The sequence below is a fragment of the Tistlia consotensis USBA 355 genome (assembly GCF_900177295.1).
Lineage (GTDB): Bacteria > Pseudomonadota > Alphaproteobacteria > Kiloniellales > DSM-21159 > Tistlia > Tistlia consotensis.
In genome coordinates this window covers 23,644-45,482 of the sequence record NZ_FWZX01000003.1, presented here as the reverse complement: position 1 = coordinate 45,482, position 21,839 = coordinate 23,644, and the positions used below count along the sequence as shown (strand labels likewise).

Sequence of the window (21,839 nt, the reverse complement as noted above, 5' to 3'; positions counted from 1 at the left end):
CCAAGTCATTCGTTTCCCCACCCGCGCGGCCCGATTCTGCTGCCGGGCCGCCGGTTCTTCTTCTCCTGGATCCGCAGGGAATCCGGCTCGTGCTTAGGTAGATTTGCCCGGCCGCTCCCCTGGGAACCAGGGGTAGCATAGGGGATCCGGAGGCGCTTGGCGATTGAGTTTAAAGAGATTCTAATCGCCCATTCGAGCAGCGCCCAGGCGACCGAGCAGAAGGCGCCGGCGGTCAGAATCGCGCTGACGGCGTGGCCGTATTCCCAGTGCCGGCGCAGGCGCTCCCAGTCTGGCGGCACGATGGTCCAGTTCGCCGTCGCCTGGTTGGTCGGGAAGACCCAGACGAAGAACACGGCCAGGCTCGCGACCATCAGCAGGGCGCCGGCCAGGGCCCAGGGAAAGGCCGCCGGCTGCCGGCGCCGCGCCGCCGCGGCGAGGCCGCAGTCGGCCAGGATCGCGCCGACGAGGGCGATGCCGAAGAAGGCCCAGCCGCGGTAGATCGCCTGGACCGTGAAATAGGCGTGCTGGTCGAGCCCGAGCTTGTTCGGCAGCTCGAAGAAGTGCGCGCCGACCGGCACGAGGGAGAGCGCGGTCAGCAGCAGGGCGATGAAGGGCAGCGGCTTCGACGACAAGGGGTCGGCCTCCGGTGGTTGGGCGGCCTCCCGTCGGCGCGGTCGGACGGAACCGGTCGGGCGGTCGCGGCATTGGTCGGCTGCGCTCGGGGCGAGGCGACGTGACGAAGGTGCCACGAAGAAGGCATGGATTGCATGTCTGCTCGGCCGTGCCGAGACCGATGCCGGGCGCCCGGGCCCGGCCGCGACACCTGGAGGAAAGCGATGACCCGTCCGTCGAGCACCCTGCCGTCCGCCCTGCTGCTGTCCCTGGCCCTGGCCGCGCTGCTCGGCGCCTGCCAGCCTGCGACGCAGGGCGAGATCCCGACGCCGGCCGCGCCGACGGCGGGGCGCAGCGTCGGCGCGGGCGGCGTCTGCGGCGGCCTCGCCGGCATCACCTGCGGCGATCCCACGACCTATTGTCGCACCGGCCCGGCGGAGCAGTGCGGGGCCGGCGACCGGACCGGCATCTGCGTGCCGCTGCCCCAGGCCTGCACCCGCGAGTACAAGCCGGTCTGCGGCTGCGACGGCAAGACCTACGGCAATGCCTGCGAGGCGGCGGCCAAGGGCGTCAGCGTGGCGCGCGAGGACGCCTGTTCCTGAGCGGCGGCCCGGCTCAGTAGCCGAGCAGCCGCGGCAGGCCGAGCGCCAGCCCGGGCACCAGCGTGACCGCCAGCAGCACCGCGAGCTCGGCGAGCAGGAACGGCCAGATCTGCCGGACGATGGCGGCCAGGCCGACCTTGGCGACGCCGTCGGCGACGAACAGGCAGAGGCCCATCGGCGGCGTGATCAGGCCGATCATCAGGTTGAGCACCACGACCGTGCCGAAGTGGACCGGATCGACGTGCAGCGCCTGGGCGACCGGGAACAGGATCGGCACCAGCACGATCATCGCCGCGAGGCCCTCGATGAAGCAGCCGACGACCAGCAGCAGGACGTTGGTCAGCAGCAGGAAGGCGACCGGGTCCTTGACCGTGCCGAGCACGAAGGCGGCGAACTGCTGCGGCACCTGGTCGGTGGTCAGCAGCCAGTTCACCAGGCTGGCCGAGGCCATGACGATCAGGATGATCGAGGCGAGCAGCATCGAGGAGGCGAAGATGCGCAGCAGCGACGCGAGCTTCAGGGTGCGCAGCACGAAGAAGCCGATCAGCAGGGCATAGAGCACGGCCACGGCGGCGGCCTCGGTCGGCGTCACGACGCCGGAGAGGATGGTCGCCAGGATGATCACCGGCATCAGCATCGGGATGATGCCCTGGCGCAGGGCGGCCAGCAGCTCGCGGGCGCTGCGCCGCGGCTTGGGCTCGGGCGCCAGCCGGCGGATTCGCAGGTAGCCGGTCAGCGCGATGCCGAGGCCGAGCAGCAGGCCCGGCACGACGCCGGCCAGGAACAGCGAGGCGATCGATTCCTGGATGATCAGGGCGAAGATGATCATCGGGATCGAGGGCGGGATGATCGGCCCGATCACCGAGGCGGCGGCGATCAGGGCGCCGGAGAAGGCGCGCGGGTAGCCTTCCTCCTCCATCGCCGGGATGAACACGCGGCCGAGCGCCGAGGCGTCGGCGACCGCCGAGCCGGAGATGCCGGCGAAGATCACCGACGACAGGATGCCGACCTGGCAGAGCCCGGTGCGCAGGTGGCCGACGAAGGCGTCGGCGAGGTCGATGATGCGCCGGGTGATGCCGCTCTCGTTCATCAGCTCGCCGGCCAGGATGAACAGCGGCACGGCCATGATCGGAAAGGAGTCGAGGCCGGTGAAGAGGCGCTGGGCGATCAGCATGGCGGGCAGGCCGCGCTCGGCCACGGCGAGCCCGCAGGCGAGGATGATCGAGAAGGCGATCGGCAGGCCGAGCAGCAGCAGGCCGACCAGCAGGCCGAGGGCGCCGGCGCTCACGACGGGGCGCCCGCCGTTCCGAGGGCCCGAGGCTCGGTGCCATCGCGACCGTCGAGCTCGGCCGGAATCAGGCGCAGCGCCTCGATCGCCAGCAGGGCGGCGCCGGCCGGGATCGCGGCATAGGCCCAGACCATCTGGATGCCGCTGGAGGGCGCTTCCAGCATGCCGAGGCTGCGCGCCAGCGGCAGGCCGCTCCAGGCCAGCAGGCCGGCGGTCGCCAGGGTCAGGACGTGCGAGGCCAGGCGGAACCAGCGCAGCAGGCGCGTCGGCAGCGCGTCGGTGGTCACGGTGATGACGATGTGGTGCCCGGCCCGGTAGGCGAGCGCGACGCCGATCATCACGCCCCAGACCATGGCGTAGCGCGAGATCTCCTCGCCCCAGACCAGCGGCGCGTCGAACAGGTAGCGCAGCAGGGCGTTGCCGATCGCGAGGCCGAACATGACCGCGCCGCACAGCGCGAGCAGGGCAGTCGTCGCCAGGTCGTAGGCGCGCCAGAACATGGCGGGTCTCCGGAGCGGCAGGAGAGGGGCCTCGCCCCGCGGCGGGCCGCCGGGCGAGGCCGGCGGGCCTAGTTCGCGAGCGACGCCTCGGCGTCGGCGACGGCGGCCTCGAGGTCGTCGAGCCAGCCCGGCTCGACCTGGCTCTTCAGGTAGGCCAGGACCGGCGGCTGGGCGGCCTTGCGGAAGGCCTCCAGCTCGGCCGAGGTCGGCTTGTAGACGACCATGCCGTGCTTCTGCAGCTCGGCGACGCCCGCCGCCGAGTTGAACTGCTGGATCGAGCGGCCGACGTTGCCGGCGATGATCGCGTCGCGCTTCAGCATCGCCTTGTCCTCGTCCGACAGGCCCTGGAAGAAGGCCTCGTTGACCAGGACGAAGTCGGTGCCATAGACGTGCTGATCGAGCGTCAGATACTTCTGGAACTCGTAAAACTTGTTGCCGAGGATCACCGAGACGGGGTTCTCCTGGCCGTCGACGACGCCGGTCTTGAGGGCGCCGGGGGTCTCGGGCCAGGCGACCGGGGTCGGGATGCCGCCCAGGCCCTTGACCATCTCGACGTAGAGCGGGATCTCCTGGACCCGCAGCTTCAGGCCCTTCACGTCGGCCGGCGACCTGATCTCGTGCTTGTTGTTGGTGAAGTCGCGGAAGCCGGTCTCGCCGTAGGCCAGGGTGCGCAGCGCGGTCTTCTTCAGGCAGTGCTCGGCCAGCTTCCTGCCGAACGGGCCGTCCAGCACCTTCCAGGCGACCGGCGCCGAGGCGAAGAGGTAGGGCGTGTCGAGGATCGAGGCTTCCTTGCAGAAGCTGCCGTAGACGCCCGAGACCATGGTCATCTGGATGGCGCCGGACTGGGCCTGGGCGACCAGCTCCTTCTCGCCGCCGAGCTGGCCGGCCGGGTAGAGCTCGACCTTGATGCGGCCGCCGGACTCGGACTCGACCAGGTTCTTGAAGATCTCGGAGGCGGCGCCCTTCTTGGAGCTCGTCCAGTCCGCCGGGTCGACGTGGGCGAACTTGATGGTGGTCTGGGCGGCGGCGAGGCCGCTGCCGGAGGCGGTGAGGGCGGCCGCGGTCGCGGCTGCCAGGAGCAGGCTTCTCGATCCGATCATCTTGTTCCTCCCATCGGGCCGGTGGTTCTTCGGGCGCCGCCGAGCTGTCCGAGGACTCCGCTGGCCCGTCGTTGCAGGGACGGGCCGGTGGCGGCTCGGCGGAAGCGCTTCGGTCGTCGGTCTTTTCTGACGCCCGCCGCGGGCGCCGCCCTCGGACGGGCCCGCGTCGGCGCTGTTTCGTGCAACGATGTACGAACTAGTTAGTTCGGTCAACGGCCGAGTCGGACGCGACCCGGACCGGCGCTGCCGGTGCGGCTGGGGTCAGGCGGCGACGGAGCGCAGGATGGTGGCGACGACGCTCTCCCGCCGCGCCTCGAGCGCCGCGCGGGAGGTCATGTCGAGGTCGAAGATCGTCGAGAAGGTGTGGCGGTTGGCGACGGCGAAGAAGCAGAGCGCGCTGATCGTCATGTGCAGGTCGATCGGCTCGACGTCGGCGCGGATCGTGCCGTTGGCGCGGCCGCGCGCGCAGATGTCCCTGAGGGCGTCGATCACCGTCAGGTTGGTCTGCCGGATCGCCTTGGAGCGGGCGATGAACGCGCCGTTGTGGATGTTCTCGACCATGACCAGGCGGACGAACTCCTCGTTCGAGCTCTGGTAGTCGAAGGTGAAGCGGACCAGCCTGGCCAGGGCTTCGAGCGGCGGCAGCGCCTCGAGCTCGAGGGTGCTCTCATGGGCGCGGATCCGGGCGTAGGCCTCTTCCAGGACCGCCAGGTAGAGGCCCTCCTTGCTGCCGAAGTAGTAGTAGATCATCCGCTTGCTGGTCGCGGTGCGGTCGGCGATCTCGTCGATCCGGGCGCCGGACAGGCCCTTGGTGGCGAACTCGTGGCGCGCCACCGCCAGGATGTTCTCGCGGGTCTTCTCGGGGTTGTTGGTGCGCTTCGCCTCGGTCGTCCCGGGGCGCGGCGCCTCCCCGGCCTTTCCGGCGGTCGGTCTGGTCATCGGCTGGCGGATCCTTCCTGCTCCGGGCACTGGTGCAGATCGCGACCGGACGGACTCGCTTCGCTGCCCCGGTCCGGCGGCATCCTGCCACGGAAAGGGCGGTCAGAGCTCGGCGAAGCGGTGCAGCATGCGCTCGGCGTCGGGCCTGATGCCGGTGAACAGCTCGAAGGCGCGCACCGCCTGGAACACCGCCATGCCGCCGCCGTCGAGCGTGCGGCAGCCGCGCTGTCGCGCCGCCTTCAGGAGCTCGGTCTCGAGCGGCACGTAGACCACGTCGGCGACCCACTGGCCGGCGTGCAGCAGGTCGGGGTCGAGCGCGATGCCGCCATGGCCGGCCATGCCGGTCGGCGTCGCGTGGATCAGGCCGTCGGCAGCGGCGAGGGCGCTCCGCAGATCGTCGACCCGCTCGACCGTGGCGTCGCCTGGCCGGGCCGAAAGCCGCTCGACCAGGGCATCCGCGCGCGCGGCCTCGCGGTCGTGGATCAGCAGGCGCCGCACGCCGAGGTCGAGCGCGGCGACCGCGACCGCCGCACCGGCACCGCCGGCGCCGAGCTGGACCACGACCTCGCGCTCGGCGTCCGGCAGGCCGCGCCGGAAGCTTTCGGCGAAGCCCCAGCAGTCGGTATTGTGGCCGGAACGGCGGCCCTCGGCGAAGACCACGGTGTTGACCGCACCGATCGCCGCCGCCGCGGGCGACAGCTGGTCGAGCAGGGGGACGACGGCGTGCTTGCAGGGATGGGTGACGTTGGTCCCGGTGAAGCCGGTCAGCTCCATGGCCTCGAGCAGGCGCGGCAGGATCGCCGCGTCGCCACCGAGCCGCTGCAGGTCGACCAGCTTGTAGAGGTAGCGCAGGCCCTGGGACGCGGCCTCGCTCTCGTGCAGCGCCGGCGAGCGGGAGCCGCCGATGCCGCTGCCGATCAATCCGACGAGGTAGGAGCGGTTGTCCGCAGGCGCGGCCATGGCGAGGCTCTCCCGGTGATCGAGGAAGGTAATATGTGCGAACTGGTTAGTACAGTCAATCGACCGCGGCCTCGACCGCAGCCCTGGCCGGCGCGCCGAGCGGGGTGCCGTGCGTGCCGGCGGCGCGCTAAGCTGCGCCCGGCCACCACGACGACCGGAAGGGATTGACGCCGATGGACCAGCCGCTCGCCGCCAGCCCGGCGGCGCTCGACGCCGCGCAGCGCATCACCACGGAAGCCGAGCTCGACGCGCTCTACGGCGCGCCGGTGCCGGCGGCTGTGACCAAGGAACTCGACCATATCGCGCCCTTCTACCGCACCTTCATCGAGAAGGCGCCCTTCGTGCTGATCGCGACGGCGGGGCCGGAGGGGCTGGACTGCTCGCCGCGCGGCGACCCGCCGGGCTTCGTCCGGGTGGTCGACGAGAAGACCCTGCTGCTGCCCGACCGGCGCGGCAACAACCGGGTCGACACGCTGCGCAACATCGTGCGCGACCCGCGGATCGCGCTGCTGTTCCTGGTCCCCGGGGTCGGCGAGACCCTGCGGGTCAACGGCCGGGCCGAGATCCTGGTCGAGCCGTCGCTCTGCGCGGCTTTCGAGATGCAGGGCAAGCCGGCCTGCGCGGTCGTCCGGGTCACTGCCGAGCGGGTCTATGTCCAGTGCCAGAAGGCGCTGGTCCGATCGAAGCTCTGGGATCCGGAGACGCGGATCGCGCGCTCGGAGCTGCCGAGCGTCGGCGAGATGCTGCAGGCCATCGACCGCGGCTTCGACGGAGGGGCCTATGATGCGGCCTACCCGGAAAGGTTGAAGAGGACGCTCTATTAGCGACGATGGTATCGGGGTACCTTGTTCGCGATATGGTCGCACAGACAATGGTTAACCGCGCGTAAATCTCCTCCTGAAACAGTCGCATTGCGCGCATTATGCTGCAATGCACTTGCGCGATGCGTTCCGGGCCAGCCTGTCCTGGCTCGCCTTGCCGGCCCTGGCGGTTCTGCTGCTGCAGATCGGAGCCGTATCGTCGGCCGTCCGACTGGAGCAATCGTCGGTCCCGGGCCTGCAGCTGCTCCACGCGCCGACCCTGGTCGGTCTCGCTCTGGTAGTGTTGGGCGGCAGTCTTGCGCTCTGGGTCGACACCCTGCTGCGCCGCCGCGACCTCGCCGTCGCGCGCCGCGACGGCGCCTATGGCCGCCGGCGCCGCTACACCCAGGTGGCCGCGGAGCCGGCCGTGGCGACCGGCCCGTCGCGCGACGTCGGCCTGGCCGAGGCGCTGGCCTACGTCAGCTTCCGCAGCTGGGGCCGCAGTCCGGCCGAGGTGGCGGCGCTCGGCGAGGAAGCCGAGCAGGACCGCTGCCGCCAGCTGCTGGAGGCGCTCTGCGACGGCTCGCTCACGCTCTGGGGCCGTCGCCGCGACGACGGCGGCCTCGAGGCGATCCCCTCGGCCGACTGGCGCGCTCTGCGCGACGCGTGCGACCCCGGTCGGGCGCTGGCGCTGACGGCCTTCCGCGCAGGCCCGATCGCCGAGCGCTACGACCATCTGCTGGCCAGCCGCGACGACCTGGAGCGGCGCTGGCCGCCCTACCGCGACGGCAGCGGCCTGCGCTTCGGCGAGCCGCGCGTCGCGACCCGCGAGGATTTCCACGGCCGTCCGGTCCTGGTGCGCTGCCTGCTGACCCTGGACAATCTCGGCGCGACCCGGCTGCGGGGCTGCACGGTGGTCGCCGAGACGCTGGAGACGCCGCGCGGCGAGCAGAGCCTCGGCTTCGCCCTCTCGTCGCGCCCGCGCGGCTCCGGCTCGGCCTATGCCGGCGCCTGGGCGACCCAGTTCAGCCTGCCGGCCGGCGATCGCCGGGAGCTGATGATCACCGAGCGCGTGATCGAGAAGCGGGGACGCAACGGCCCGCACCGGCTGAAGCTCGACGGCGGCGACCTGCCGCTCGATCCGGGGGCCAGCTACCTGCTGTCGATCGCCGCGGCGGGCGAGCGCGGCGCGCCGCTGCGCGTCCGGCTGCGCCTGACGATCGACGCCGACCAGCGCCTGACCGCCGAACTCGCCTGACCGCCGAACTCGCCTGACCAGCGAACTCGCCTGACCACCGGGCCCTGACGCTCCGCGCCGGGTCCGTCGCCGGCAGCGGCGCTTCGGTGCTATGCTGCGCGAGGGGGATGGCAGTCCGGCACCGCAACAGAAGAGGGGAGGATTCGGCCATGGAAGCGGCCGTTCGAGCCTGTCTGCAGAACTACGCCACCTTCTCGGGACGCGCGGCGCGTCCGGAGTTCTGGTGGTGGGTCCTGGCGCTCTTCCTCGCCAGCCTCGTCCTGAGCGTCATCGACTATCTGCTGTTCGGCCATGGCCGGGGGCCGATCTCGTCGCTGTTCTCGTTGGCCGTGCTGCTGCCCAACCTGGCGGTCGGCGCGCGCCGGTTGCACGACGGCGAGCGCTCGGGCTGGTGGCTGCTGATCGGCTTCCTGCCGGTGATCGGCGTGATCGTGCTGATCGTCTTCTTCGTGCAGGACGGCACGGTCGGGCCCAATCGCTACGGTGCCGATCCCAAGGGCCGGACGCCGGACTCGGTGGGCCCGCAGCCCGACCCCGAACCGACGGCCTGAGCCGGGCTCAGGCGTCCTGAGGCAGGAGCGCCGCCAGCCAGCCGGCGACCGCGGCGATCCGGGCGAGGCCGCGCAGCTCGGCATGGACCAGCAGCCAGAGCTCGCGGACCGGCAGCCCCGCCGGCCCGGCCGGTCCGGACAGGCGCCGCAGCCGCGGGTCGCGCCCGGCGACCGCATCCGGCAGCAGCGTCCTGCCGAGGCCCGCCGCGGCCGCCTCGAGCAGCGTCGCGCCGTCGTTGGCCGCCAGCGCCGCGGGCCGGCCCTCACGCGCGAGGGCGGCGGCGATCCAGCGCGCCGGCGGCAGGTGCGCCCAGGCCTCGTCGAAGGTCAGCCAGGGCAGGGCCTCGGCGTCGGCGGCCGGCATCGCGGCCGGTGCGTAGACCCCGTAGGCGAGCCGGCCGATCCGGCGTGCGACGACGCTGCGGCTGCTGCCGCGCGGCCGGGCGAGGCGCAGCGCCATGTCGGCCTGGCGCCGCGTCAGGCTGAGGTCGGCGGGCTCGGCGACCAGTTCCAGGCGCAGGCCGGGATGGGCGGCGAAGAGGTCGGGCAGGGCCGGGACCAGCAGGCGCTCGGCGATCAGCGGCACCGCGGTCAGGCGGACGGTGCCGGCGCTCTCCCTGTCGGCGCCGGCGACGCTGCCGCCGAGGCGGCCGGCGGCGCGCTCGATCTCCTCGGCATGGACCAGGGCGCGACGCCCGGCCTCGCTCGGCCGCAGGCGGCCGTCGCCGGCGCGCTCCAGCAGCCGGGCGCCGAGGGCGCGCTCCAGGGCGGCCAGGCGCCGCGAGACGGTGGTCGCGTCGACCCCGAGGTCGGCGGCCGCTCCGGCCAGGGTGCCGGCGCGCGCCGCCGCCAGCAGATGACGCAGGTCGTTCCAGTCGAGCGGCTGCATTTCTGCATTCTGGTCCGGCGGAACTTCGCCTTCCAGCGGGATTTGCGCCGGCCGAGGATCGGCCGGTCGCCAATCCGATCGGGAGATCCGTCATGCTGTTCGCCGTGCTGTTCGAAGACGAGCCCTCGGCCCCGGCCGACCTGCGCCGCCGCCACATGGCCGACCACCTGGCCTTCCTCGAGGCGAACGCCGCTTCGGTCCGGGCGGCCGGTCCGCTGGCCGAGCGCTCCGGCGCCGTCGGCAGCGGGCTCTGGCTGGTCGAGGCCGAGGATGCCGCGGCGGTCGAGGCGCTGGTGCGCGCCGACCCCTTCTGGCCGACCGGCCTGCGCCGCGGCGTGCGCATCCTGGCCTGGCGGCAGGTCTTCGCCGAGGGCCGGCGCCTGATCGAGCCCGATGGCAGCGGAGGGCAACGCAGCGTTTCGTGAAACGGCGGTGCTGCCGGTTTGACCGAGCGCGGCGCTGGGGTATCGTCCGGCCCGCCAGTTCGCGGCCGCCGGCCGCGGCAACCCCAGACGAGGACAAGCCCAGACCATGACCGAGACCTATCGCCTGCTCGCCGTCTCCGGCAGCCTGCGCCGCGACTCCTACAACACCATCGTGGCCCGCTCCCTGGCCGAGAAGGCGCCGTCGGGTGTCTCGATCGAGGTCCTGACCCTCAACGAGCTGCCGGTCTACAACGCCGACGACGACGGCGAGGCGGCCCCGGCCGCGGCCAAGGCGTTGCGCGGGAAGATCGCCGCCGCCGACGGCCTGATCGTGGTCTCGCCGGAATACAATTACGGCATCCCCGGCGCCGTGAAGAACGCCCTCGACTGGGCCTCGCGGCCCGGCTTCAACTCGGTGCTGAAGGACAAGCCCTCGCTGATCATGACCGTCTCGCAGGGGGCGACCGGCGGTGCGCGCGCCCACGCCCAGATCCGCGAGACCCTGGCGGCCTGCCTGTCGCGCGTCGTGGTGCGGCCGCAGGTCACGATCGCCCAGGTCGCCGGCAAGGTCGAGAACGGCAAGCTGGTCGACCAGGCGGTGGTCGATTTCGCGCTGGCCGCGATCGCCGACCTCTGCCGCGAGGTGCGGCGCATGCGCGCCGAGGTCAGCTGAGCGGCCGGCCGATAAGGTCGACGGGCCGCGGGTGGGGCACCATCCGCGGCGGCGTGCGTTCTCCGAATCGGTGTCGGGGCGGCGGCCGCCAGTTGGTCGGCCGCCACTCTTCCTTCAGTTCAATCGATTACCGGCGAAATTTAATGCTCTTGATGAGCAAGACGGCCGGGCGGCCGCTCTGAGCTCTGCGCAGTGCTAGTGCGACAAAATAATATCCTAACAAAACAATATTGGCGGGCTACAATGCCATCATGCCTCAGCGATCCGCGCCCGAGCCGACGGTCGGCTTCCTCGTCAACGAGGTCGCCCGCCTGATCCGGCGCAACTTCAACCATCGCGCCCGCAACCGCGGCCTGACCCAGGCGCAGTGGCAGACGCTGGCGGTGCTCTACCGCCACGAGGGCGTCAACCAGGCGACCCTGGCCGAGCGCATCGAGATCCATCCGGCGACCCTGACCAAGGTGATCGACCGGCTGGCGGCGGCCGGCTGGGTCGAACGGCGGCCCGACCCCTCGGACCGGCGCGCCTTCCTGCTGCACCTGACCGAGGCCGCCGAGCCGCTGATCGACGAGATGCGGGGGCTGGCCGCCGAGGTCCGCGACCAGGCCCTGGCCTCGGTGCCAGAGGCCGCGCGGCGCCAGCTGCTCGACACCCTGCTGACCATGAAAGCCAACCTGCAGCCCTGCGAAACCGATGCCTTCAGAGACCAGCGTGACCGAGCAGACGCAGAACAGGGCTGAGCAGGGCCGCCCCGCGGCGAGCCGCGCGGTGCCGATCCTCGAGGCGCGGCGCCAGCCGCACAGCTTCGATCCGGAGGCCGAGCGCTCGGTGCCGGAGGACGACAAGGCGGCGCCGCGCCGGCCCGGCCGCAAGCGCCGGCTGATCCGCCGCGCCCTGCTGCTGCTCGGGCCGCTGGCCGTGCTCGCCGTGGGCATCGGACTCTACCTCTCGGGCGGCCGCTACGTCGCCACCGAGAACGCCTACCTGCAGGCGGACATGGTGATGATCGCGCCGCAGGTCGCCGGGCCGATCGCCCGCGTCGCGGTCACGGCCAACCAGGAGGTCGAGACGGGCCAGGTGCTGTTCAGCATCGATCCGGCGCCCTTCCGCCTGGCGCTCGACAAGGCCCAGGCGAAGCTGGCGGCGACGCGCAGCGACGTCGAGGCGCTGAAGGCGACCTACGCCCAGAAGCAGGAGCAGCTGAAGGTCGAGCAGTCGAACCTGGCCTACGCCCAGCAGCAGTTCAACCGGCAGAGCGCGCTCGCCAGCAAGCGGGTCGCGACCCAGTCGGCCCTGGACGAGGCGCGGCGCAACCTCCAGGTCGCCCGCGACACGATCTCCGTGGTGCAGCACCAGATCGAGCAGGTCGCCGCCCAGCTCGGCGGCGATCCCAACCTGCCGGTCGAGCAGGAGCCGAGCTACCGCGAGGCCCTGGCGGCGCGCGACCAGGCGCAGCTCGACCTGGAGCACACGGTGGTGCGCGCGCCCTTCGCCGGCGTCACCGGCAAGAAGCCGGAGCTGGGCCAGTACGTCTCGCCGGGCAGCGCGGTGATCGGGCTGGTCGCCGACCGGAACCTCTGGATCGACGCCAACTTCAAGGAAACCGAGCTGACCGACATCCTGCCGGGCCAGCCGGTGACCATCGAGGTCGACACCTATCCGGACCACAGGTGGCACGGCACGGTCGAGAGCATCAGCCAGGCGACCGGCTCGGAGTTCTCGGTGCTGCCGGCGCAGAACGCGACCGGCAACTGGGTGAAGGTGGTGCAGCGCATCCCGGTCCGGATCGCCGTCGAGGCCGATCCCGACGGGCCGCAGCTGCGCGCCGGCATGAGCACCTGGGTCCAGGTCGACACCGGCCGCTCGCGCACGCTCGCCGATCTCGTCTCGCCGGTCCTGAAGCTGCTCGGCGTCGAGACCGCGACGGCCACCGCCTCGAAATGACCGCCGCCGCATCCGGCGGGGCGGGGGGCGAGCCGAACCGGGCCCTCGTCACCGTCTCGATCATGCTGGCGACGATCATGCAGGCGCTCGACACGACGATCGCCAACGTCGCCCTGCCGCACATCCAGGGCAGCATGTCGGCGACCCAGGACCAGATCTCCTGGGTGCTGACCTCCTACATCGTCGCCGCCGCGATCATGACGCCGCCGACCGGCTTCCTGGCGGCGCGCTTCGGGCGCAAGCGCATCTTCGCGGTCTCGATCATCGGCTTCACCGTCGCCTCGATGCTGTGCGGCGCGGCGACCTCGCTGCCCGAGATCGTCGCCTTCCGGCTGCTCCAGGGCATGTTCGGCGCCGGCCTGGTGCCGCTGTCCCAGTCGGTGCTGCTCGACACCTACCCGAAGGAGCAGCACGGCCAGGCGATGGCGATCTGGGGCATGGGCGTCATGGTCGGCCCGATCCTCGGCCCGACCCTCGGCGGCTACCTGACCGACCTCTACAGCTGGCGCTACACCTTCTACGTCAACCTGCCGTTCGGCGCCCTGGCGCTGACCGGCATCCTGCTGTTCGTCCACGAGACCGAGCGCGACGGCCGGCGGCCCTTCGACCTGTTCGGCTTCGCGCTGCTGTCGATCGCCATCGGCGCGCTGCAGATGATGCTCGACCGCGGCCAGTCGCAGGACTGGTTCTCCGCGCGCGAGATCATCTTCGAGGCCGTGGCGGCGGGGCTGTTCTTCTATCTCTTCCTGGTCCAGATGTTCACCGCCGAGCATCCCTTCCTGGAGCCGAAGCTGTTCACCGACCGCAATCTCGCGGTCGGCCTGTTCTTCATCTTCATCGTCGGCATCGTGCTGCTGGCGACCCTGGCGCTGCTGCCGCCCTTCCTGCAGGACCTGATGGGCTTCCCGGTGCTGACGGCGGGCCTGGTGCTGGCGCCGCGCGGCATCGGCACGATGGCCGCGATGTTCCTGGTCGGGCGGCTGATCCGGCGGGTCGACATCCGCCTGCTGGTCCTGTTCGGGCTCGGCATGACCGCCTATTCGCTGTGGCAGATGGCCGAGTTCACCACCGAGGTCAGCAGCTGGACGGTGATCCGCAGCGGCATGACCCAGGGCATGGGTCTCGGCTTCCTCTTCGTGCCGCTCTCGACCGTCACCTTCGCGACGCTGGATCCCAAGCTGCGCACCGAGGGCGCGTCGATGTTCAGCCTGATGCGCAACATCGGCTCCAGCATCGGCATCTCGGTGGTCGTCACGCTGCTCGCCGAGAACACCCAGGTGCTGCACAGCGCGCTGGCCGCCCATGTCTCGCCGCTCAACCCGATGATGCACGCGCCGTTCCTGCCCGGGGCCTGGAGCCTGGGCTCGACGGCCGGCCTCGCGGCCCTGAACCAGCAGATCACCGACCAGGCGCTGACGATCGGCTACCTCGACGACTTCCGCCTGATGATGTGGCTGGTGCTCGGCGCGATCCCCTTCCTGCTGCTGCTGCGCAGCCCGAAGCGCACGGCGCAGCGGCAGGCCGAGATGGCCGCCGCGCTGGACTGATCGCCCGGCGCGCTGCCGGCCTGCGGTCAGGTGCAGTCGAGCTCGTGCAGGAAGCAGGGCGGCGAGGCGTAGCCCTCGGCCGTGTCGGAGAGCGGCCGGCCGCGGCTGCGGTGCCAGGCGATGCCGCGCTCGGTGACGATCGCGTCGAGCGGGATGTCGTGGGGCTGCGGGTGGATCGTCGGCAGGCGCCCGAGCTCGAAGCCCAGGCCGAGCGTCAGCGGGCGCGGGCTGAGCGCCGCCAGGGTGCGGTCGTAGTAGCCGCCGCCGTAGCCGAGGCGATAGCCCGCCTCGTCGAAGCCGACCAGGGCGACCAGCAGGACGTCCGGCTGGACGGGCGCCCGCTCGGCCGGCACCGGGATGTTCCAGATGCCCGGCTTCATCTTCATGCGCGGCTGCCAGGCCCAGAACTCGACCGGCCGGCCCTTCTCGACGACCACCGGCAGCGCCGCCCGCGCGCCCGTCTTCAGGCAGTCGCGCACGAAGGGGCGCAGGTCGATCTCGCGCTTGAAGGGCCAGTAGAAGCCGATCAGCCCGGTCGCCAGCTCCGGCACCTCGGCGGCGCGCAGGTTGGCGACCACCGCCGCCGCCTCGGCGCCGTCGGTCGCCGGCAGGGCCAGGCGCCGCTCGATCAGCTCGGCCCGCTTCGCCTTGCGCCAGGCGCGGACCTCGGGCCAGTCCCGCATGGAATCGTCCTGCATCGGCAGCTCCTCCTTCGGCGGCCGGGCCGAGGCCGCGGCAGCACTCTTCTTGATTCGAATCCTTCGCCAGGGTGCGACCTGCGCCGGCCTTTGGCAAACGCCGTCGACGGCGAGCGGGACTTGGCGGGACTCCGATGCGCCGCCGAAGATGAAAAATCGCAGTGCGTGCAGTGAAACAATTATCGGCCCCGGCGCGTTGGATGGCTCAGGGGATTGGGATCGGCACGATGTCCGACGGCAGGCCACGAATTCTTTTCGTCGAGGACGAAGTCTTCATCGGCTTCGAGACCAAGCTGTTGCTCGAGGAGGCCGGCTATCACGTCATCGGTCCGCTCGCCTCCGTGCAGGAGGCCCTGCGGACCCTCGAGTCGACGACCCCCGACATCGCGCTGCTCGACGTCAACCTGAACGGCGTGCGGGTCACGCCGGTGGCGGAGCGGCTCAACGAACGGGCGGTGCCCTTCGCCCTGCTGACCGGCTATTCGCCCGAGACGCTGCACGAGCCGGTGCTGCGCCAGGCCGTGGTGCTGCGCAAGCCCTTCAACGAGCAGCAGGCCTTCGGCGTGCTGCGCCGCCTGCTGGAGCGGGGCGGCGGGTCGGGGGCCGGTCCGGCGCCGTCATGAGCGGCGAGGGGCGGGCAGCCGGTCCGGGCTCCGCCGGCCGGGTCGCGCAGGCCATGGAGACGGTCAACGCCCGGCTGCGCGAGCGGGTCGGCGACCTCGAGGCGCTGCTCGAGGTGGCGCCGGTCGGCATCGTCTACACCGACTCGCCGGACTGCCGCGAGATCGTCGTCAACGACCACGGCGCGCGCATCATGGGGATCCAGAGCGTCGTGCCGCCGGCCGGCGCCGGCGCCCCCTACCGCTACCTGCGGGACGGCCGGGAGCTGCCGGCCGAGGAGCTGCCCCTGGAGACGGTCTGGCGCAGCGGCCGGCCGGTGCACGACTTCCGGGCGACCTACGCGCACGACAACGGCACCCGCTTCGAGCTGATCATGGCCGCGACCCCGGTGTTCGACGGCGAGGGGCGCATCCGGCGGGTCATCGCGGTGTTCGACGACATCACCCGGATGGTCGAGGCCCAGGCCGACGCCGAGCGGCGCGTCCGCCAGCAGGACTACGTCGCCAAGCTGGGCACGCGCAGCCTGCGCGGCGAATCGTTCGACGAGCTGCTGGCGAGGCTGCCGGTCGAGGTCGCCGAGGTGCTGTCGGCCGACTTCGTGAAGGTGCTGGAGTACCGTCCGGCCTCCAACGACTTCCTGCTGCGTGCCTCCTTCGGCTTCGCGACCGGGCCGGCGGCGGCGCTCCTGGTGCCCGGCGGCAACCGCAGCCAGGCCGGCGTCGCCCTGGAGAGCGGGCAGCCGATCTTCGTGCAGGACCTGCCCAGCGACCCGCGCTTCGTCGGCCCCGAGCTGCTGGTCAGCCACGGCGTGAGGAGCGGTCTCAGCGTGGCGATCGGCGACGTCGGCTGGCCGCTCGGCGTGATCGGGGTCCATTCGCGCGAGATCCGCTCGTTCGACGAGCACGACGTGCAGTTCCTGCAGGCCGTGGCCAACGTCCTGGCGGCGACGATCCAGCGCGACGAGACGGCGCGGCACCAGGAGGTGCTGCTGGCCGAGCTGCAGCACCGGGTCAAGAACTCGCTGGCGACGGTCCAGGCGATCGCCTCGCTGTCGTTCCGCAACACCACCGGGATCGGGGCCGACCTGCAGGTCTTCCGCGACCGGATCCGCGCGCTCAGCGCGGCGCACGACCTGCTGTTCCGCACCGGCTGGCGCGCCATCGAGCTGGCGCAGATCGTGCGCAGCCAGCTCGGGCCGTTCCAGGACCGCACCAACCGCATCATCGTCGAGGGCGGCGGGCCGGTTGCGCTGTCGTCCAACGAGGCGATGGAGATGGGCATGGTGCTGCACGAGCTGGCGACCAATGCCGCCAAGTACGGCGCCCTGTCCAGCGAGGCCGGCGGCGTGCGCATCGCCTGGTCGGCGACGAAATCCGGCGCCGGGCGGCGCCTGGTCTTCGACTGGCGCGAGAGCGGCGGCCCCCCGGTCAGCCCGCCGGCGACGCGCGGCATCGGCACGACGCTGATCGCCTCGGCCTTCCACGGCCTGCGGGGCGCGTCGGTCGACCTGGCCTTCGAGCCCGAGGGCGTGACCTGCCGTCTCGACCTGCCGATCGGGCGCGACGGCCGGTCGGCCGCCTCGTCCGGAGAGGCCTAGGCGCGGCGGCCGGTCCGGCGCGTCAGCGGGCGTCCCCGACGGTCAGGACCTTGGCGCCCTTGATCCGGCCGCGCCTGAGCGCACGCAGCGCCTCGTTGGCGCGCGCCAGCGGATAGCGCTCGACCGTCGGCGCCAGCTTCAGGGCGCCGGCCAGGGCCAGGAACTCGGTCAGGTCGGCGTGGGTCACGTTGGCGACCGTCTTGATCTCGCGCTCCAGCCAGAGGTGCTCGGCGTAGGACAGGCGCAGCAGCGCCGCCTTGTCGGCCTCCTCCTTGCGGATCGCATTTATCACCAGGCGGCCGCCGGGACGCAGGCTGGCCAGGGCCTCGACGACCGGCGTCCAGGCCGGGGTCGTGTCGATGATCGCGTGGCAGGGCTCGGGCGGCCGCTGCTCGGTGGCGCCGGCCCAGTCGGCGCCCTGCTCCAGGGCGAAGGCGCGGGCCTCGGCGTCGCGGGCGAAGACCATGACCTTCGCCTTCGGGAAGCGGTGGCGCACGACCGGCAGGACCAGGTGCGCCGAGCCGCCGAAGCCGGTCAGGCCCAGCACCTGGCCGTCCTCCAGGCCGGTCAGCTTCAGCGCCCGCCAGCCGACCGCGCCGGCGCAGAGCAGCGGCGCCGCCTCGACGTCGTCCAGCGTGTCGGGGATCGGCACGGCGTAGGCCTCTGGCACCAGCATGTACTCGGCGTAGCCGCCGTCGGCGTCGCGCCCCGTCGCCTCGAAGGCCGGGTCCAGGTTCTCGTGGGCGCCGCCGCAGGAGCGGTGGATCCAGCCGACGCCGAGTCGCGTGCCGGGGGCGTAGCGCCCGGCGCCGGGGCCGGCCTTGTCGACGCGGCCGACGACTTCGTGGCCGGGCACGACCGGCAGCCGCGGCGGCGCGGTCCGGCCCTCGATCTCGTCGAGCTCGGTGTGGCAGACGCCGCAGGCCGCGACCTTCAGACGCAGCTCGCCGGGTCCCGGCTCGGGCAAGGGCCGCTCGACCAGCGCCAGCGGTCCCTCGCTGGCGTCGGGATCGATCGGCCCCAGCCGGTCTATCACCCAGGCCTTCATGCAGACGCTTCCCCCGCGCAACAGCCCGGTTTCGCGGCTCCCGCTGCCGGAGAGCCCCCGGGCCGGCAGCGCCCTCCGGCCCTGCCGCCATCGGCGTCGGAGCATAGCGCGGCCGGGGCCCATTAGGGCAGGGGCCTCGGCGCCGCACCGGAACGAGGGGCCGGCCGGGCCGCCCACCGCCAGGGGTTGTATGCGCCCTCCGCTTTGGCCACAATTCGTGCGGCACGACAGACCGAAGAGGTTGATATGCTCGAGCGCCTTTCAGCCGCTCTGGCGGTGCTCGTCGTGCCGCTGGCGCTGGCTTCCTGCCAACCCCTCGACAACCAGCAGGGCAGCGTGACGCTGGCGCCCAGCCAGGTCGCCACGATCGCCTACAGCGAGCAGCACGCCGATTTCGTCTGCGGCCTGGACACCCGGCCGTTGCCGCCCTTCATCGGGCAGGGCGATCTCGGCATCGCCGACGTCGGCGCCGGCTTCCGCAACTGGCAGACGCGCCTGAACCTCTGCGGGCGCCTCTACAGCTGGGACGACGAGGGCCTGGTCGCCTTCAACGCGACGCCGCTGACCAGCCTCTCCGGCCTGGTCGCGATCTCCAGCGCGACGCTGCACCTGCACAAGCGGGTCAGGACGATCGCCGGCCGACCGGTGCGCTCGATGTCGGACGGCCTGGAGAGCACGAACTGCCCGGAGGTCCGCTATCCGACCGAGGCCTGGGAGGGCGGCTACCACGCCGTGACCGATCGCAACGCGCTGGTCGACAGCCAGGCGATCGCGACGCATCCCGTCGAGCTCTATCCGGCGGAAGGCAGTGTCGACGCCTCCTACGACGTGACGCGGCTGGTCAAGCGGCTCTATCTCCAGCACCGTCCGATCCAGTTCGCCATGGTCTCGACCTCGGACCTGATCGGGCAGCCGAACAACGACTACTGCATGATGATCCTCGGCAACCTCGCGCTCGAGATCCACTTCCGGAGGCTGACCGCCGCCGGCTCCTGAGCCGGCCCATCCGGGGGCCGCTCAGGCGCGCTCGATGCGGGCGGCGTAGCAGCCGCGCCTGGCGTAGTGGGCGTGCAGGTAGGCGGTCTTCGGATCGGCGAGGAAGCGCTCGATCAGCGGCTCCAGCGCGGCGCCCTCGACCAGGTCGGCATCGATCATCATGTGGCCGGCGTCGAAGGCGCGCAGCGAGAGGGTGCGGGCGAGCAGCGGCGCCGGGACCTCGCCGATGCGGTCGTAGGTCTCCGTTGCTCCTTCGAGCACGAAGACGGCGTGGCTGGAGCGGTAGGGCGTGCCGGCCGGCTGGTGCAGGTAGTTGACCAGCAGCAGGGCCTCGCCGGGCTCGGCGTCGCGCAGCTCGATGCGGTCGGGAAAGCCCGGCTTCTCGTCGGCGACGACGCGCCGGGCGCCCTCTGCGGCGAGCGCCGCCTCGGAGAGCCCGAAGAGCGGGCGGAAGGGGGCGGGCGACAGCCCGGTGATGCGGTAGCTCATGGCGGCGGCTCCTGCGGTTGGCTGCCCTAAGAGCTACGGCCGGCGGCGCGCGCCCGCGATCCGCTTCTTGCGGCGGTCTTCCGGGACGCTCAGACCTCGCGATCGGCCTTGTGGCGGCCGAGGGCGCGGGCGTAGCGCGGCATGACCTCGGGCATGATCGAGCCGCGGGGCGCCGGCCGCGGCACGCCGAAGACCGTGCGCGGGAAGTCGAGCGGCTGCTGGATCTCCCAGATCCGCTCGTGCGCCTCGGGGGGCAGGATCTCGGCCGGGTCGCCGACCGCGATCCAGCCGAGCGGCACCACGGCCTCGGCGGGCAGCACGCTCCGCAGATGGACGATGCCGTTGACCCGGACCTCGGCGCGGCGGCCGATCCGGGCGCCGTTGAAGACCGCGCAGCCGGTCGCCAGGAAGGCCTCGTCCTCGACGGTGCAGCCGGACAGGCTGGCGTGCGGCCCGACCAGGACGCGCGCGCCGAGGCTGAGCGGATGGCGGCGGCTGCCGCGCAGCACGGCGGTGTCCATGACCACGCAGTCGGCGCCGAGCTCGACCGGGCCGCTCTCGGTGACCAGCACGGCGCCGAAGCCGATCGAGCAGCCGGGGCCGATCCGCACGTCGCCGCAGAGCGTGGCGTTGGGGGCGATCCGGGCGGTCGGGTCGACCTGGGGGCGGCGCCCGTCATGCTCCAGCAGCATCGCGTCTCTCCTTCTCGCCGGCGGCGCTGCCGACCGGGCAGGCCGGCCCGTCGCAGAGGCCGTGGTCGCAGAAGCGGCAGAGATGCCGGGCCTGGCTGCGGTCCTCGGTCAGGCCGCCGAGCGCCTTGGCGAGCAGCTTGTGCAGGGTGCCGCGCTCGGCCGTCGACAGCGCTTCGAGCGCGCGGCGGCTCGCCGCCAGGCGGGCGGCCTGCAGCCGCTCTGCGCGGCGGCGGCCGGCAGCGGTCAGGGCCAGGGGCACGCTCCGGCCGGCGGCCTCGGCCTTGCGCGCAACCAGGCCCTCGGCTTCCAGGCGGTCGAGCAGGCGGGTCGCCGCCGGCTGCGACAGGTTGAGGATCGCGGCCAGCGCCGTCGTCGCCAGGGGGCCGTGGTGGCGCAGCGTCAGCAGGGCCGCTGCCGAGCTCGGCGACAGCGGCTCGAAGCCCTGCTGGCTGCGGTCGCTCAGCGCCGTCGCCAGCGCGCCCAGCAGGTTCGCTGTCAGATCATCATGCATGCAGAATGCATGACTCGGATCCGGAGGGAGGTCAAGGCTGGGGCGGATCGGAGGAGGGTGCGAGGCGCCGTCCGGGATCCGTCTGCCCCCCGACCGACGGGCCGGCGGCGCCGCGCACCCCCTCCTCGGACGGAGCCCGAGGGCGCCGTCCTAGGGTTGGATCGCCCGAACGGCGCGGATGGCGCGCGTAAGGCGATCATTTCCCGGGGAGATTTTTCGCCCAAGCGTGTTAAGCGCGGGTTAAGCGGCGCGACCCGGGCGCGTTAGCTCGTCGGGTCGTCGATCAGCGGCGAGGGCTTGGCGAGGCCGCGCAGGTCCTCGGGCTTGTCCAGGAACAGGGTCCGGCCCTCGACGCGGACGCCGTAGGGCGCCAGCGTGCCGAAGGCGCGCGACAGGTTCTCCGGGGTCATGCCGAGCAGCGAGGCGATGGTGCGCTTGTCGACCGGCAGCTCGACGCGCGGGCCGTCGTCCTGCTCCTGCTGCAGGCGCAGCAGGTAGTTGGCGAGGCGCTCGACGGAGCTGCGCAGCTTCTGGTTCTTCAGCGCCTTGACGACCGTGCGGAAGCGCCCGGCCAGCTCGTCGACGATGGCCCGGGCGAAGGCCTCGTCGGCGGCGAAGACCTCGCGCACGCTGGTCGCCGGGATCATCAGGATCTGCGAGCGCTCGAGGGTGCGCGCCGACATCAGGTAGGCCTGGTCGCGCAGCACGGCGGCCAGGATGAAGGTCGAGACCGGGCGGACCAGCTCCAGCGTCGTCTCGCGCCCGCCGGCCGAGGCGTAGAGCTCGACGGCGCCGGCGGTCACGACGTGCAGGAAATCCGCCGGATCGCCCTCGCGGATCAGGGTCACCTGCTCGGGAAAGCGCTGCAGGAAGGCGGCCTGGGTCAAGGCCTCGAAGTTCTCCGGCCGCATGTTGGCGAAGAGGTCGAGGTCGCGGATGCGCTTCAGGTCCTCGTTGCGCACGCCAATGCCCTTTCCCCGTTTCGACCGATAGATTCTTGATTTTTATCAATCATCAGTCAATCAAAATCAATCTGCTAGTCATAATTCCTCAACCGATCAATATAAGTTTGTCACCGACAGTCTTGTTTCAGTATTGA

General features: G+C 72.0%; 25 protein-coding genes. 12 read left to right on the top strand and 13 right to left on the bottom strand.

The features are described 5' to 3' along the window. Positions 1 to 5 precede the first annotated feature (5 nt). On the bottom strand, positions 6 to 632 hold the full coding sequence (locus B9O00_RS05670; protein WP_143596158.1) for a DUF1772 domain-containing protein: 627 nt from the start codon (positions 630 to 632) through the stop codon (positions 6 to 8). A gap of 204 nt (positions 633 to 836) precedes the next feature. Between B9O00_RS05670 and B9O00_RS05665 the strand changes: the two genes are divergently transcribed. Continuing rightward, positions 837 to 1,214, top strand: coding sequence for a Kazal-type serine protease inhibitor family protein (locus B9O00_RS05665; RefSeq protein ID WP_085121499.1), 378 nt, complete (start codon positions 837 to 839; stop codon positions 1,212 to 1,214). Positions 1,215 to 1,227: 13 nt separating this feature from the next. On the opposite strand, the gene B9O00_RS05660 is transcribed toward B9O00_RS05665, so the two are convergent. From B9O00_RS05660 to B9O00_RS05640, 5 genes are all read right to left on the bottom strand, one after another. Next, a complete protein-coding gene (locus B9O00_RS05660; protein ID WP_235017044.1) occupies positions 1,228 to 2,502 on the bottom strand; it encodes a TRAP transporter large permease in 1,275 nt (424 codons plus the stop codon). Further along, positions 2,499 to 3,002, bottom strand: coding sequence for a TRAP transporter small permease (locus B9O00_RS05655; RefSeq protein ID WP_085121498.1), 504 nt, complete (start codon positions 3,000 to 3,002; stop codon positions 2,499 to 2,501). Before B9O00_RS05655 ends, B9O00_RS05660 begins: the two co-directional genes overlap by 4 nt. Positions 3,003 to 3,070: 68 nt before the next feature. Next, a complete protein-coding gene (locus B9O00_RS05650) occupies positions 3,071 to 4,102 on the bottom strand; it encodes a DctP family TRAP transporter solute-binding subunit (RefSeq protein ID WP_085121497.1) in 1,032 nt (343 codons plus the stop codon). A 261-nt stretch (positions 4,103 to 4,363) separates the two neighbouring features. Then, a complete protein-coding gene (locus tag B9O00_RS05645; protein WP_085121496.1) occupies positions 4,364 to 5,041 on the bottom strand; it encodes a TetR/AcrR family transcriptional regulator in 678 nt (225 codons plus the stop codon). Between the two features lie 102 nt (positions 5,042 to 5,143). Then, the gene (locus tag B9O00_RS05640; RefSeq protein ID WP_085121495.1) at positions 5,144 to 6,001 is read right to left on the bottom strand and encodes a shikimate dehydrogenase; all 858 of its coding nucleotides are present in this window, start codon (positions 5,999 to 6,001) and stop codon (positions 5,144 to 5,146) included. Positions 6,002 to 6,174: 173 nt separating this feature from the next. Here B9O00_RS05640 and B9O00_RS05635 point away from each other — a divergent pair, with 173 nt between their 5' ends. The 3 genes from B9O00_RS05635 to B9O00_RS05625 all read left to right on the top strand — a co-directional run bounded on the left by B9O00_RS05635 (position 6,175) and on the right by B9O00_RS05625 (position 8,610). After that, positions 6,175 to 6,825: a pyridoxamine 5'-phosphate oxidase family protein gene (locus tag B9O00_RS05635; protein ID WP_085121494.1), complete on the top strand. Its 651-nt coding sequence runs from the start codon at positions 6,175 to 6,177 to the stop codon at positions 6,823 to 6,825. A 106-nt stretch (positions 6,826 to 6,931) separates the two neighbouring features. Continuing rightward, positions 6,932 to 8,059 carry a hypothetical protein gene (locus B9O00_RS05630; protein ID WP_085121493.1) on the top strand — a complete coding sequence of 376 codons (1,128 nt, stop codon included), beginning with the start codon at positions 6,932 to 6,934 and terminating at the stop codon, positions 8,057 to 8,059. Positions 8,060 to 8,208: 149 nt separating this feature from the next. Next, positions 8,209 to 8,610, top strand: a complete 402-nt coding sequence (locus B9O00_RS05625; RefSeq protein WP_085121492.1) for a DUF805 domain-containing protein — start codon at positions 8,209 to 8,211, stop codon at positions 8,608 to 8,610. Positions 8,611 to 8,617: 7 nt separating this feature from the next. On the opposite strand, the gene B9O00_RS05620 is transcribed toward B9O00_RS05625, so the two are convergent. Next, positions 8,618 to 9,499 (bottom strand): LysR family transcriptional regulator, encoded by an 882-nt coding sequence (locus B9O00_RS05620; RefSeq protein ID WP_085121491.1) that lies wholly within the window; start codon positions 9,497 to 9,499, stop codon positions 8,618 to 8,620. A gap of 92 nt (positions 9,500 to 9,591) precedes the next feature. Here B9O00_RS05620 and B9O00_RS05615 point away from each other — a divergent pair, with 92 nt between their 5' ends. The 5 genes from B9O00_RS05615 to B9O00_RS05595 all read left to right on the top strand — a co-directional run bounded on the left by B9O00_RS05615 (position 9,592) and on the right by B9O00_RS05595 (position 14,088). Beyond that, the gene (locus B9O00_RS05615; protein WP_085121490.1) at positions 9,592 to 9,924 is read left to right on the top strand and encodes a YciI family protein; all 333 of its coding nucleotides are present in this window, start codon (positions 9,592 to 9,594) and stop codon (positions 9,922 to 9,924) included. 106 nt (positions 9,925 to 10,030) lie between these two features. Beyond that, the gene (locus tag B9O00_RS05610) at positions 10,031 to 10,597 is read left to right on the top strand and encodes an NADPH-dependent FMN reductase (RefSeq protein ID WP_085121489.1); all 567 of its coding nucleotides are present in this window, start codon (positions 10,031 to 10,033) and stop codon (positions 10,595 to 10,597) included. Between the two features lie 251 nt (positions 10,598 to 10,848). Beyond that, the gene (locus B9O00_RS05605; protein ID WP_085121701.1) at positions 10,849 to 11,337 is read left to right on the top strand and encodes a MarR family winged helix-turn-helix transcriptional regulator; all 489 of its coding nucleotides are present in this window, start codon (positions 10,849 to 10,851) and stop codon (positions 11,335 to 11,337) included. Beyond that, positions 11,309 to 12,541 (top strand): HlyD family secretion protein, encoded by a 1,233-nt coding sequence (locus B9O00_RS05600; RefSeq protein ID WP_200808410.1) that lies wholly within the window; start codon positions 11,309 to 11,311, stop codon positions 12,539 to 12,541. Before B9O00_RS05605 ends, B9O00_RS05600 begins: the two co-directional genes overlap by 29 nt. Further along, positions 12,538 to 14,088: a DHA2 family efflux MFS transporter permease subunit gene (locus B9O00_RS05595; protein ID WP_085121487.1), complete on the top strand. Its 1,551-nt coding sequence runs from the start codon at positions 12,538 to 12,540 to the stop codon at positions 14,086 to 14,088. The genes B9O00_RS05600 and B9O00_RS05595 overlap by 4 nt, the downstream gene beginning before the upstream one ends. 26 nt (positions 14,089 to 14,114) lie before the next feature. Here B9O00_RS05595 and B9O00_RS05590 read toward each other — a convergent pair whose 3' ends face one another. Beyond that, a complete protein-coding gene (locus B9O00_RS05590; protein WP_085121486.1) occupies positions 14,115 to 14,786 on the bottom strand; it encodes a 5-formyltetrahydrofolate cyclo-ligase in 672 nt (223 codons plus the stop codon). A 227-nt stretch (positions 14,787 to 15,013) separates the two neighbouring features. Between B9O00_RS05590 and B9O00_RS05585 the strand changes: the two genes are divergently transcribed. Next, positions 15,014 to 15,409: a response regulator gene (locus B9O00_RS05585; RefSeq protein WP_159460119.1), complete on the top strand. Its 396-nt coding sequence runs from the start codon at positions 15,014 to 15,016 to the stop codon at positions 15,407 to 15,409. After that, positions 15,406 to 17,004 (top strand): sensor histidine kinase, encoded by a 1,599-nt coding sequence (locus B9O00_RS05580; RefSeq protein WP_085121484.1) that lies wholly within the window; start codon positions 15,406 to 15,408, stop codon positions 17,002 to 17,004. The genes B9O00_RS05585 and B9O00_RS05580 overlap by 4 nt, the downstream gene beginning before the upstream one ends. A 22-nt stretch (positions 17,005 to 17,026) precedes the next feature. Here the strand turns inward: B9O00_RS05580 and B9O00_RS05575 are convergent, their stop codons facing one another. After that, on the bottom strand, positions 17,027 to 18,052 hold the full coding sequence (locus B9O00_RS05575; protein WP_085121483.1) for an alcohol dehydrogenase catalytic domain-containing protein: 1,026 nt from the start codon (positions 18,050 to 18,052) through the stop codon (positions 17,027 to 17,029). A gap of 246 nt (positions 18,053 to 18,298) precedes the next feature. Between B9O00_RS05575 and B9O00_RS05570 the strand changes: the two genes are divergently transcribed. Beyond that, positions 18,299 to 19,048, top strand: a complete 750-nt coding sequence (locus B9O00_RS05570) for a hypothetical protein (protein WP_085121482.1) — start codon at positions 18,299 to 18,301, stop codon at positions 19,046 to 19,048. A gap of 21 nt (positions 19,049 to 19,069) precedes the next feature. Here the strand turns inward: B9O00_RS05570 and B9O00_RS05565 are convergent, their stop codons facing one another. The 4 genes from B9O00_RS05565 to B9O00_RS05550 form a co-directional block, all read right to left on the bottom strand. Beyond that, a complete protein-coding gene (locus B9O00_RS05565) occupies positions 19,070 to 19,537 on the bottom strand; it encodes a DUF1203 domain-containing protein (protein WP_085121481.1) in 468 nt (155 codons plus the stop codon). A gap of 89 nt (positions 19,538 to 19,626) precedes the next feature. After that, positions 19,627 to 20,229 carry a gamma carbonic anhydrase family protein gene (locus tag B9O00_RS05560; RefSeq protein ID WP_085121480.1) on the bottom strand — a complete coding sequence of 201 codons (603 nt, stop codon included), beginning with the start codon at positions 20,227 to 20,229 and terminating at the stop codon, positions 19,627 to 19,629. Continuing rightward, positions 20,213 to 20,740: a MarR family winged helix-turn-helix transcriptional regulator gene (locus tag B9O00_RS05555; RefSeq protein ID WP_085121479.1), complete on the bottom strand. Its 528-nt coding sequence runs from the start codon at positions 20,738 to 20,740 to the stop codon at positions 20,213 to 20,215. The genes B9O00_RS05560 and B9O00_RS05555 overlap by 17 nt, the downstream gene beginning before the upstream one ends. Positions 20,741 to 21,003: 263 nt before the next feature. Further along, a complete protein-coding gene (locus B9O00_RS05550; protein WP_085121478.1) occupies positions 21,004 to 21,702 on the bottom strand; it encodes a cyclic nucleotide-binding domain-containing protein in 699 nt (232 codons plus the stop codon). Positions 21,703 to 21,839 lie beyond the last annotated feature (137 nt).

Bases quoted from the DNA above. Each gene is read 5' to 3' on its own strand.
- B9O00_RS05665 (WP_085121499.1), top strand. From the start codon at position 837: ATGACCCGTCCGTCGAGCACCCTGCCGTCCGCCCTGCTGCTGTCCCTG.
- B9O00_RS05655 (WP_085121498.1), bottom strand. From the start codon at position 3,002: ATGTTCTGGCGCGCCTACGACCTGGCGACGACTGCCCTGCTCGCGCTG.
- B9O00_RS05650 (WP_085121497.1), bottom strand. From the start codon at position 4,102: ATGATCGGATCGAGAAGCCTGCTCCTGGCAGCCGCGACCGCGGCCGCC.
- B9O00_RS05645 (WP_085121496.1), bottom strand. From the start codon at position 5,041: ATGACCAGACCGACCGCCGGAAAGGCCGGGGAGGCGCCGCGCCCCGGG.
- B9O00_RS05640 (WP_085121495.1), bottom strand. From the start codon at position 6,001: ATGGCCGCGCCTGCGGACAACCGCTCCTACCTCGTCGGATTGATCGGC.
- B9O00_RS05635 (WP_085121494.1), top strand. From the start codon at position 6,175: ATGGACCAGCCGCTCGCCGCCAGCCCGGCGGCGCTCGACGCCGCGCAG.
- B9O00_RS05630 (WP_085121493.1), top strand. From the start codon at position 6,932: ATGCACTTGCGCGATGCGTTCCGGGCCAGCCTGTCCTGGCTCGCCTTG.
- B9O00_RS05625 (WP_085121492.1), top strand. From the start codon at position 8,209: ATGGAAGCGGCCGTTCGAGCCTGTCTGCAGAACTACGCCACCTTCTCG.
- B9O00_RS05620 (WP_085121491.1), bottom strand. From the start codon at position 9,499: ATGCAGCCGCTCGACTGGAACGACCTGCGTCATCTGCTGGCGGCGGCG.
- B9O00_RS05615 (WP_085121490.1), top strand. From the start codon at position 9,592: ATGCTGTTCGCCGTGCTGTTCGAAGACGAGCCCTCGGCCCCGGCCGAC.
- B9O00_RS05610 (WP_085121489.1), top strand. From the start codon at position 10,031: ATGACCGAGACCTATCGCCTGCTCGCCGTCTCCGGCAGCCTGCGCCGC.
- B9O00_RS05605 (WP_085121701.1), top strand. From the start codon at position 10,849: ATGCCTCAGCGATCCGCGCCCGAGCCGACGGTCGGCTTCCTCGTCAAC.
- B9O00_RS05595 (WP_085121487.1), top strand. From the start codon at position 12,538: ATGACCGCCGCCGCATCCGGCGGGGCGGGGGGCGAGCCGAACCGGGCC.
- B9O00_RS05590 (WP_085121486.1), bottom strand. From the start codon at position 14,786: ATGCAGGACGATTCCATGCGGGACTGGCCCGAGGTCCGCGCCTGGCGC.
- B9O00_RS05585 (WP_159460119.1), top strand. From the start codon at position 15,014: ATGTCCGACGGCAGGCCACGAATTCTTTTCGTCGAGGACGAAGTCTTC.
- B9O00_RS05580 (WP_085121484.1), top strand. From the start codon at position 15,406: ATGAGCGGCGAGGGGCGGGCAGCCGGTCCGGGCTCCGCCGGCCGGGTC.
- B9O00_RS05575 (WP_085121483.1), bottom strand. From the start codon at position 18,052: ATGAAGGCCTGGGTGATAGACCGGCTGGGGCCGATCGATCCCGACGCC.
- B9O00_RS05570 (WP_085121482.1), top strand. From the start codon at position 18,299: ATGCTCGAGCGCCTTTCAGCCGCTCTGGCGGTGCTCGTCGTGCCGCTG.
- B9O00_RS05565 (WP_085121481.1), bottom strand. From the start codon at position 19,537: ATGAGCTACCGCATCACCGGGCTGTCGCCCGCCCCCTTCCGCCCGCTC.
- B9O00_RS05560 (WP_085121480.1), bottom strand. From the start codon at position 20,229: ATGCTGCTGGAGCATGACGGGCGCCGCCCCCAGGTCGACCCGACCGCC.
- B9O00_RS05555 (WP_085121479.1), bottom strand. From the start codon at position 20,740: ATGCATGATGATCTGACAGCGAACCTGCTGGGCGCGCTGGCGACGGCG.